Raw genomic sequence first — 1,847 nt, forward strand, 5'->3', positions numbered from 1 at the left:
GCCGTCCACGACCAGCACCGCGCCGTCGCCCGGGGTGTTGAGGACCTGCTTGACCAGGCCGTTGTCCTCGTGGCACGTGACAGTGCGGACGGGCCCGGAGAAACGGGCTCGGCCGCCGAACCGCCGGAACTGCGTGGAGCAGCTGCGCAGGGTGTCGCCGTGGTCGTCGATGAGGTCCGCGGTGGTGAAGTTCGTGGTCATGCCGACTCCAGTGGGTGGAGAAAGATGTACGCCACCAAAGCTACTCACTGGTAGGGCGCCCTCTTCGGTCGGGATCGCCCGGCTCCTTCGTCGATGTCATGTCTCAGAGGGCGCGGATCGGTCGCGTTCGATGACAGGATAAGGGCCTTCCCTTCACCCTCCCGTGGGAATCCCGTCACCTGTTGGATGCTTCTCGGCTGTCCAGCTTTCCCCCGAGCGTGCGGTTCTTCCCCGATCGACCCCTTGGAGAGAGATGGTCTCGGAGATCCTCGCCATCAGCGCCGCGTGGTCGCGTGCCGTGGTCGGCGCGGTCGCGGAACTCGACCCCTGGACGCGGCACGCCTTCGACGTGGGCACCGAACTGTTCCTCGGAGCGTTCGCGCTGCTGTTCATCGCCTCGTGGTGGAGGGCGCGCTCCATCGACGCGCGCACGGTCGGCCTGGCGCTGTTCGCCCCCGTCGCCACGGTCATCGCCTACCTGGTCAGCCGCTCGCTCAAGGAGGTGGTCGAGCAGCAGCGCCCCTGCCAGGCGATGCCCGACCTACCCGCCGTCGCCACCTGCCCGCCCGCCGGTGACTGGTCCTTTCCGAGCAATCACGCCGCCATCGCGGGAGCCTGCGCCGCCGCCCTCGTCATCGCCTGGCGCCGTATCGCCGTCGTGGTCGCCGTCTTCGCGGCGGTCGAGGCCTTCTCCCGTGTCGTCGTCGGCGTCCACTACCCCCACGACGTGACCGTCGGCCTCCTCGTCGGCGCGCTCGTGGCCACCCTGGTCTCGCTCGCCCTGGCCCGCCCGCTGACCCTGCTCGTCGAACGGCTTGAACGGATCGACCCCCTGCGCCCGCTGCTGCGCGCCGAGGCGCGGGTTCTGCCTGACCACGAGGACCACACCCGCGACCGCACCCTCGCAGGCGTCTGAGCCCCGCGCCGCGCCGCGTGCCCGGATCCGGCCGCCGGATCCGGGCACGCGTGTTCGGGTCCGTGCGGCACGTTCAGGGGGTGCGGTTCTTCCGCGCAGGAAGGCGTGAGGCCATCCGACCGTGAGGGGAAGATCCGCCATGCCGCTGAGTTTGCGCGTGGGGAACCACGAGTCCATCCGCGAGGAGCGGCGACTCCTCCTCACCCCGGTCTACGACGACGCCCGTCCCGAGCAGGCCGACCGGGAGGCCACCGCCGTCGCGGGGATCTTCGGCGCCAACGCCTCAGACAGGTCGAACGTCCTGGACGCGCTCGACCTCATGCGTGACACCGTCCGCTGGTCCTTTCGCGAGAACGCGCCGGGCGGCTCCACCCCGACGGCGATCCCGCGACCCGCGTCCGCGCGCTGGTCCGATCCCTCCTCCGCCCCTGAGCAGCGGCATCACCGGGTGCGATGCGGGGCGGGTCACGGTCACCGGACCGGACGCAGCTGACACACTGGTGACGTGGGTACTCAACAGACTTCCGCAGAGCTCTTCCAGCGAGCCACCGCCGTCGTCCCCGGTGGTGTGAACTCGCCCGTGCGCGCCTTCGGCGCCGTCGGCGGCACCCCGCCCTTCTTCGTCAAGGGCGAGGGTCCCTACCTCACCGACAGCGAGGGGCGCCAGTACGTCGACCTCGTGTGCTCCTGGGGTCCGCTCGTCCTCGGCCACGCGAACCCCTCCGTCGTG

4 protein-coding genes (1 of these 4 only partly in view) are annotated in these 1,847 nt (G+C 70.6%); 3 read left to right on the top strand and 1 reads right to left on the bottom strand.

Annotated elements, in window-relative coordinates:
- Positions 1-201, bottom strand: partial view of a ribonuclease E activity regulator RraA gene (gene rraA / locus D471_RS0121945; protein ID WP_017600612.1) — the beginning only. The gene continues 243 nt to the left of window position 1, outside the view; the window shows 201 of its 444 coding nt (coding positions 1-201); the start codon lies at positions 199-201; its stop codon lies beyond the left edge, outside the window.
- 253 nt (positions 202-454) lie between these two features.
- On the opposite strand from rraA, the gene D471_RS35545 reads away from it, so the two are divergent.
- From D471_RS35545 to D471_RS38605, 3 genes are all read left to right on the top strand, one after another.
- Positions 455-1,117 carry a phosphatase PAP2 family protein gene (locus D471_RS35545; RefSeq protein WP_017600613.1) on the top strand — a complete coding sequence of 221 codons (663 nt, stop codon included), beginning with the start codon at positions 455-457 and terminating at the stop codon, positions 1,115-1,117.
- Positions 1,118-1,256: 139 nt separating this feature from the next.
- The gene (locus tag D471_RS41955) at positions 1,257-1,610 is read left to right on the top strand and encodes a hypothetical protein (protein ID WP_017600614.1); all 354 of its coding nucleotides are present in this window, start codon (positions 1,257-1,259) and stop codon (positions 1,608-1,610) included.
- Between the two features lie 12 nt (positions 1,611-1,622).
- The coding region (locus D471_RS38605; protein ID WP_152486393.1) for an aminotransferase class III-fold pyridoxal phosphate-dependent enzyme at positions 1,623-1,847 on the top strand (225 nt) is incomplete at its 3' end.

This window comes from Nocardiopsis lucentensis DSM 44048, from assembly GCF_000341125.1.
Taxonomy (GTDB): Bacteria; Actinomycetota; Actinomycetes; order Streptosporangiales; family Streptosporangiaceae; genus Nocardiopsis; species Nocardiopsis lucentensis.

Bases quoted from the DNA above. Each gene is read 5' to 3' on its own strand.
- D471_RS35545 (WP_017600613.1), top strand. From the start codon at position 455: ATGGTCTCGGAGATCCTCGCCATCAGCGCCGCGTGGTCGCGTGCCGTG.
- D471_RS41955 (WP_017600614.1), top strand. From the start codon at position 1,257: ATGCCGCTGAGTTTGCGCGTGGGGAACCACGAGTCCATCCGCGAGGAG.